This is a genomic window from Mesorhizobium sp. M7A.F.Ca.MR.148.00.0.0 (genome assembly GCF_003997735.1).
Taxonomy (GTDB): domain Bacteria; phylum Pseudomonadota; class Alphaproteobacteria; order Rhizobiales; family Rhizobiaceae; genus Mesorhizobium.
On the sequence record NZ_RZTB01000177.1, the window covers coordinates 1 to 7,256 of the forward strand.

Consider the following 7,256-nt stretch of genomic DNA (forward strand, 5'->3'; position numbering starts at 1 on the left):
CGCCGGCAAGTCGACGCTCAACCGGCTGGAGCTGAGCCGGCCGCAGCCCTCGCGCTATCACAAGATCAGCCACGATCCGGCGGCGATCGAGGCGTTGTTCGTCGAGCTGTTCGTGGGCGCGCATGCAACTGCGCCCGAAGAGATCGTGCTGGATCTGGACGCCACCGACGATCCCCTGCACGGCAACCAGGAGGGGCGGTTCTTCCACGGCGATTACGGCCACTACTGCTATCTGCCGCTCTACGTCTTCTGCGGCCATCATTTGCTGTGCGCCAAGCTGCGGCCCGCCAACATCGACGCCGCCGCCGCCGGCTCGGTCGAGGCGATCGCGCGCATCGTGCGCCAGTTGCGCGACCGCTGGCCGAAGGTTCGCATCGTGCTTCGTGCCGATTCCGGCTTCGCCCGCGAGGCACTGATGGCCTGGTGCGAGAGCAATGCCGTCGATTACCTGTTCGGCCTGGCCCGCAATGCTCGACTGGTTCGCTACATCGGAGCTGAACTGGAGGAGGCCATAGCAGAGAGTTCCCTCACCAGCCGGCCGGCCCGCCGCTTCAAGGATTTCCTGTGGACCACGCGCAAGAGCTGGAGCCGCCGGCGCAGGGTCGTGGCCAAGGCCGAGTGGACGCAAGGCGAGGCCAATCCGCGCTTCGTCGTCACCTCGCTCGACGCGGAGACCTGGCCGGCACAGAGCCTCTATGAGGACCTCTACTGCGCCCGCGGCGAGATGGAGAACCGCATCAAGGAATGCCAGCTCGATTTGTTCGCCGACCGCACCTCGGCCGCCACCATGCGGGCCAACCAGCTCAGGCTCTGGTTCGCCTCGATGGCCTATGTGCTGGTCTGCGCGCTGCGCCGCATCGGCCTGGCCAACACCCGCCTTGCCAGGGCAAGCTGCGCCACCATCCATCTCAAGCTGTTCAAGATCGGCGCCCTGGTCAGCGTCTCCGTGCGCCGCGTCAGGCTGGCCATGAACTCCGCCTGCCTCTTCCAGCGCGAATGGGCACTGACCTACGCCAGGCTATCGGCAGCCGCCATCTGAGCGCCCCGATCCACCCCTCCCGTCAACAACAAGGATATCGCCGAACCACAACGACCGCTTCGCGCGGCGACAGCCCTTGCGCGCAACTCAAGCGCTCCCAAAAATGCAGCTCACAGACCTACGCCGCAAGACAGTGTGAGATATCCGGGCTAGGCGATGATGAAGGATGCGCTGGTTGGCGGCCGGAGCAGAAGCCGCGCCAGCAGGTAGCGGATTTCGGGTACACTGGGCAGGAGAGCCGTCATGATGGTCAGGCGGCTGCGGCCGACCAGGCCCATGTGGCGGTGCCAGCCGTGCCAGGATCGCGCCTCGCAATGGTCGGGGCCGAGATCGTCTTTGGCGCGCGCGAAGCATTCCTCGACCGCGCAGCCGAGGCCGGCGGCACCGGCCAGTTCGGCCAACGCCGTGCCCTCAGGGGCAAAGACCAGATAATAGGCGAGCTTCTCCGGCTCCTTGCGGCTGCGGCGGATCAAGTGCCAGCGCTCGAACCCCTCGTGCGTGGCCCAGGGCAGGCGGATAGCGGCCCAGGCGTAGAGCCGCAGGCCCCTGGCGCCTTCGCCGGCGGCAAGCGTCGTCCAGCATCGGTGGGCAAATCCTCGGCGATGGTCTCGGGTCAGTCTCTAAAGCCCTCTTGTGCTTCGGCTGACCTGCGGTTCTACTACGCCGATCGCTAGATGGCTGACCCAAGCTGCATGGAAGCGGTGAAGGAGGCTGCGGTTGCCGAAATGGATCGCGGCTTTGCCATTCTCGATGCCGCCTCAAAGGCCAGGACTGGTTGTTCGGCAACTGGCTTTCGCTGGTCGACATCTATCTCGTCACACTGGCGGCCTGGCATCCCCAAGTTGAAGGGTTCCGAGCGCCTGGCCGAACATCGACCGTCTGTGGGACAGGTTGCGGGAGCATCAGGAACCTGAACGCCTCCCACGCCATGTGGCCGGCCTGAACCGATCGCCTTGGTTCAGGCTTTTCCACGGCCGAGCCCCGCCCGTCGTTCCTGGAGGAACCGGCGTACGGCCGGATCGCCCGATCTTAGGCTGCGGCTGCTTTCAGTCTTGCCGAGCCTGACCTGAAGACCAGCGCGCTGTCAATACTGGTAGTCGGCAAGTCGCTTGTCGCCGCCAAGCCCATCAGGTGCGTTCAATCCCGCCGCAGCACCCTCGGCCTCGGCAAGGGACACGGTGCGGTTGTCGACCTCAGCCGCTCGTCGGGCAGGTTTTCGTCAGCCATACGGGAACTCCATCTCCTCGGCGGCCAGCCTGAGATTAATTGCCCCTCGAGCAAACGGAATTCGCCAAAGCTCTTGCTCACGTTATTTAACGGGTTCGGGACATCGCTCTCTCCGATGGGAGGCACGGTGTAAGTAGCGGGTTGAGAATGCTGATTACCTGCGCTCGTCTTGGAAGACCGGGTTACAAGAGATATTTCACCGCGAGATAACTGCCCCAAGCTTTCGCAGGCCGGACCCCATTTTATGCTTTCTTCGTTGCCGATTTCGGGCTAATAGGGATCTCCGTGCGCCGCTTTCCTACGAAAAAGCAGGGTTTTTTGCAGAGATCTCAATGGATTTGGATCGAGTTGACCGAAAGATTCTCAGCGCCGTCCAGCGAAACAACCGCCTAACAACAGAAGAATTGGGCGAACTTGCTGGCTTATCAGCCACGGCGTGTCAGCGGCGATTGAAACGACTTCGAGATGCTCGTGTGATTGAGGCTGATGTTTCAATAATCTCACCGGGAGCCGTGGGTCGGCCCATGCTCATGCTGGTATCTATCAGTCTAGAGCGCGATCGCTCAGATATCATTGATCGTTTCAAGCAAGCGATCCGGCGCACGCCTGAAATCATGAACGCATATTATGTAACAGGTGATGCCGATTTCGTTCTCACAGTATCCGTGCGTGACATGGTGGAGTATGAGGCATTCACACGTCGGTTTTTTTATGAAAATCCCGACATCAAAGGATTCAGCACAATGGTTGTTATGGATCGGACTAAGGTATCCCTTGCTGTGCCAATTGACGAATAGAAAAATCACGTTGCCAAGCCAACGCCGAAGCCGAAGTCGACTTCTCCCATCTGCATGGCCGTGTGCATCCTCCTGTGCTTCAGAGTTAATCGCGCCCTCCCCAAAGTCCCCGCGCCGAAACACAACGACTCGAGCCTTGCCTTATCGCGCAGCTGCTGTGCGACTCCGACAACGCGTGGCCGACCGCCCAAACAACCGTCGGCATTCGCCGCGACAGCCGTCGACGCCACCGATCCCCCCTCCACAAATTTGTCCCTTAAAGAAGCGCCCCCGCGGCGGTGACCGATGACTGGCTGCTGCGAATCTTGGTGGGTTACCCTCCGATTTTCGCGGACATAATGTCTCAAAGCGCTTCGAAAACTTCCAGCCGAGGTTTAGATCACAATGGCTACCGTGTCCGCCTGAATAGATGTGGCAATGAGGCAGCAGAAAAAGCGAAGATTTCGTACGGAGCGGAGGGATATGGCACCTTTAACGCCTACAATTTTGAGACACGCCGGTGTCGGGAGAAGCGAAGCCTAGCGGAAGATAGCGGGACCCGCGGGCGACGGCCCGAATTGCCGCAGCCTTTCGGGACCGAGCCAATTCGTCAGAGCGCTAATCGCCCCTGTGGCCCGATCACCAGGTGGACGCGTGCTCATCGGATTGGCCGTCATCGATGGCTTGTCTGCTCGAACGGAGAGGGGCAATGAGCGATCAGAAACAACGGGCATGCCGGCGTCGACTGGGAGTCACAAAGGTCATCATATCGTTCCTCACGCGCGATGGTCGAAAAATGGGCGAGAGCGGCTTCAAGGAGGGCCGCGATGGCCTCGCCAAGATCGTTGCCTGGCTGGTGGCGACAAACGGCACATTTGAGGCATCCCTGATCCAGGTGGCGATCGAGGTGCCGCGTCGCTTCCGTGATCGTTTCACCTGGCGGGCGCCACGGATGTTGCGCGCATCCGCCTTCAACCGGCAACTCAAGCAGGCGCACCATCAGTTCGGTGTCCTGACGACCCGCCTCATCCCCGAGCGAGGAAGAGACAAGCCGGGAGGACAGTGGAGATCCTCGCATCTTGCGGGAGTGGGAAGGCTCGTTCTCGCCACGTTACTCGCCGAAGCATTCGATGGCCTGCAGTGATGTGATGCGTTGCGCAGTTCCAGGGGAGCGCTGGTCGCCAAGCGCCCGGGCAAGAGCTGTATGGTCATCAGACGCCTCCTCGACATAGCCTGCGCCATTCCCGAAGCCGGCACCACCTTCAACCCCTCGTTCAGCGATCAAAGATCCTTCTGGTAAATGGTGGAGAGCCCCGGCAAAGCTTAGGATTCTCATGATGCAGCGGCCACCGAAAGCCAACTGTTACGCAAGGCTTTTAGTCTTACGATGCGGCTGGACCCGTTCCGTCCTGCTTCTGGTTCCTCCTACTATGGAGATATTGTGCGCACGCATCCTAAAAAATGCCGATTTCCTGCAGGGCGGAGGCACACTCCGCGTGATGCAGCTTGTTGGCACTTGTTATGGTTTCGGTGTGTTACGGATCGGCACAGCTGAGTGCCTGGTTCAAAGTCAAGGATGGGTTATATGAAAGTTCCAGGCATTGATAACGCCGTTGTTCAAAAAAATCTTGCATTCTCGGTCGCCGAATTTCAGCGGCGCCTCAAAGCTGTTCGGCAGGAGATGGCAGAGAGAGGATTGGATCTGCTTGTTGTAAGCACACCTGAAAACATATACTACCTGAGCGGGTACCATACGGTAGGATATTACAGCAGCCAATTCCTGCTAGTGCCAATTGATGGAGAGCCATTTCATATAACTCGCGGTATCGAAGAGACCAACGTCAAAGTCTTTTCCTGGATCGACCAATCCTCCAGCTATATGGATCATGAGTCGCCCGTCGCGCTTCTCGCGGATACGATTCGAAGCATGGGGTACGCAAACTCAACCATTGGCATTGAGAAAATAAGTTGGTTTCTGACAATCGTTGATTACGAACGTCTCAAAGAACTATTCAACGGCGCAAGATTTGCGGACGGCTCCCTAACGGTCGAAAGCGCGAGGGTGGTGAAATCAGACCTCGAACTTGAATGCATTCGCCAAGCTGCCCGCATCGCAGATGCGGGGATGGAGGCTGGGATTAGCCAAATTCATGCTGGCGCAAACGAAAATGATATCGCCGCCGAGATTCAGCGCGTTGTGACAAGCATGGGAAGCGAGTATCCGGGTTTGCCGATATTCGTTGCGTCAGGCGTTCGTACCAGCCACGCGCATGCAACTTGGTCCGGAAGAAAGATCCTCGAAGGTGATCCGGTCCTACTTGAAATATCAGGTTGTGTCCGACGCTACAGCGCCGCCCTCATGCGGCTCGCTGTCGTCAAACCAGCTAACCGCGAGTTGGAACGCATGGAAGAGGTTTCCCGCAAGGCGCTAGAGGAAATGATTGAGGCCATCCGGCCCGGGCGTCCTCTGGAGGAAGTTTGGAATGTCTGGTCGAGGACTGTGACGGAAGGGGGGTACGAGGGGCGCTTCAAGAGAACCGGTTACTCGATCGGCATCAATTTCCCGCCTGATTGGGGTGAAGGCTACATGCTGTCTTTCAAGCGGGGAGAAACGCGGACGCTGCGTCCGAATATGACATTTCATATCCCATCTCTGGTGAAGGTCTTCGGTTTTGCCGACGCTGGCACGAGCGAAACAGTTCGTGTGACGGAGACAGGATGTGAAATACTCACGAATTGCAAACGTCAACTCTATGTTTGCTGAACCCGGCTACAAGGCGGGGACTTGGCCATTAGCCGGTCTCCGCCGTTATCATCGGCAGCCGCACGAGATTGTAGGCTGCGGCAGCGAAGCTGAAAGCCATCCGGCGCGGTTCACGCGACGGTAGCGGGTCTTGGTCTGCGATCTTCTGATCCAGCTGAACCCTTCCTCAAGGGCGGCATAGTTTTCGGAATTTCCGCTGCCCTGATCCCGGCCGGCGCCATCGCAGCACTCGCCCTCTCGTCAATCTCGTCGCCGATTGGATCCTCAACCGGACCACTTCTCTCAAAGGAGCGCGCGGCGGTGTCTAAGGCGGCTGGAAAACGGCCTGGTGGCGGAAGTGGTCCGTTGCTCGACATCCGGAATCTGCGGATCGAAGCGACCGCCTATTCGCCGGGGGCGATCCGCGGAATACGGTGATCGTTGACGGCGTTTCGCTGAAGCTGGAGAAAGGGCTGCGCCTTCGGCCTGATCAGAGAGGCCGGCGCCGGCAAATCGACCATCGGCCTGGCCTCGATGGGCTATGGCCTAGGCGGTGTGCGCATCACCGGCGGCGAGGTCATCCTCAAAAGTCGGCGACATCTAAAGGCTGCGTCCAGGGATTGCGCAAGGTGCGCGGCAGCGAGGTTTGCTTTGTCGCGCAGTCGGCCGCGGCCGCTTTCAACCCGCGCACCGGCTGATGGACCAGTTGTAGAAGCGGCGCTGTTGCTCGGCGTCGCGGGCGGGCCGAGGCAGATAAGCACGCGGCCTGTTTCAAAAACTCCGCCTGCCGGACCCCGAGAACATCGGCCGCCGTTACCCGCACCAGGTCTCGGGCGGTCAGTTGCAGTGAGTGATGACGGCCATGGCCCTATGCTCCGAACCCAACCTGATCGTCTCGACGAGCCTACCAGTGCTCTCGACGTGACGACGCAGATCGATGTGCTTGCTGCGATAAAAGACGCAATCCGCGATACTGGCGTGGCCGCCCCTTTACATTACACATGACCTCGCGGTCGTTGCCCAAATCTCGGCCCAGATTATGATGCTGCGTCACGGCAAGATGGTGAAGTATGACGAGACGCGGCAGATCATCCAGGCGCCACGGATGGACTACACCAAGGCTTTGGTGTCTGTCCGATCGATCAAGCATAAGGAAAAGACGCCGGCAACCAGTCCAGTGCTCCAGGTGAAGAATGTGACCGCGGCCTATGGCGGCTATGTGAAGGTGCTGCAGGACGTCTCGGTCGACGTCCATCCCGGTCAGACGCTGGCCGTGGTCATCGAGTCCGGCTCGGGCAAATCCACGCTTGCCCGCGTCATCACCGGTCTGCTGCCGCCAATGTCGGGCAGGCATCGCTTTCGCCGGCCGCACGCTCACGCCGAGGCTCGCCAACCGCTCCAGGGACGATCTGCGCGAGTTGCAGATGATCTACCAGATGGCCGACGTGGCGATGAACCCGCGCCAGACCGT

General features: G+C 59.8%; 7 protein-coding genes and 1 pseudogene. 7 read left to right on the forward strand and 1 reads right to left on the reverse strand.

Features of this window, described 5'->3' with window-relative positions:
• Positions 1 to 1,039, forward strand: a 1,039-nt coding sequence (locus EOB49_RS31715) for an IS1380 family transposase (RefSeq protein WP_127383291.1), incomplete at its 5' end; no start/stop codon positions are given.
• A 149-nt stretch (positions 1,040 to 1,188) separates the two neighbouring features.
• Here EOB49_RS31715 and EOB49_RS37040 read toward each other — a convergent pair.
• Positions 1,189 to 1,512: a hypothetical protein gene (locus EOB49_RS37040; RefSeq protein WP_127808931.1), complete on the reverse strand. Its 324-nt coding sequence runs from the start codon at positions 1,510 to 1,512 to the stop codon at positions 1,189 to 1,191.
• A 302-nt stretch (positions 1,513 to 1,814) separates the two neighbouring features.
• On the opposite strand from EOB49_RS37040, the gene EOB49_RS38185 reads away from it, so the two are divergent.
• The 6 genes and pseudogenes from EOB49_RS38185 to EOB49_RS31750 form a co-directional block, all read left to right on the forward strand.
• Complete coding sequence (locus EOB49_RS38185; RefSeq protein WP_245472925.1) at positions 1,815 to 1,982, forward strand: hypothetical protein; 168 nt, start codon at positions 1,815 to 1,817, stop codon at positions 1,980 to 1,982.
• 616 nt (positions 1,983 to 2,598) lie between these two features.
• Positions 2,599 to 3,063, forward strand: coding sequence for an Lrp/AsnC family transcriptional regulator (locus EOB49_RS31730; protein ID WP_127383292.1), 465 nt, complete (start codon positions 2,599 to 2,601; stop codon positions 3,061 to 3,063).
• A 688-nt stretch (positions 3,064 to 3,751) separates the two neighbouring features.
• Positions 3,752 to 4,186 carry a hypothetical protein gene (locus EOB49_RS31735; RefSeq protein WP_164781875.1) on the forward strand — a complete coding sequence of 145 codons (435 nt, stop codon included), beginning with the start codon at positions 3,752 to 3,754 and terminating at the stop codon, positions 4,184 to 4,186.
• Between the two features lie 441 nt (positions 4,187 to 4,627).
• Positions 4,628 to 5,806, forward strand: a complete 1,179-nt coding sequence (locus tag EOB49_RS31740) for a Xaa-Pro peptidase family protein (protein WP_164781876.1) — start codon at positions 4,628 to 4,630, stop codon at positions 5,804 to 5,806.
• A 168-nt stretch (positions 5,807 to 5,974) separates the two neighbouring features.
• Positions 5,975 to 6,114: pseudogene (locus tag EOB49_RS38190) on the forward strand (ABC transporter permease); the annotation flags it as partial.
• 710 nt (positions 6,115 to 6,824) lie between these two features.
• Positions 6,825 to 7,256: ATP-binding cassette domain-containing protein (locus EOB49_RS31750; RefSeq protein ID WP_127383293.1), on the forward strand; the 432-nt coding region annotated here is incomplete at its 3' end.

Coding starts and splice junctions, on each gene's coding strand:
- EOB49_RS31740 (WP_164781876.1), top strand. CDS start 4,628: ATGAAAGTTCCAGGCATTGATAACGCCGTTGTTCAAAAAAATCTTGCA.
- EOB49_RS31730 (WP_127383292.1), top strand. CDS start 2,599: ATGGATTTGGATCGAGTTGACCGAAAGATTCTCAGCGCCGTCCAGCGA.
- EOB49_RS31735 (WP_164781875.1), top strand. CDS start 3,752: ATGAGCGATCAGAAACAACGGGCATGCCGGCGTCGACTGGGAGTCACA.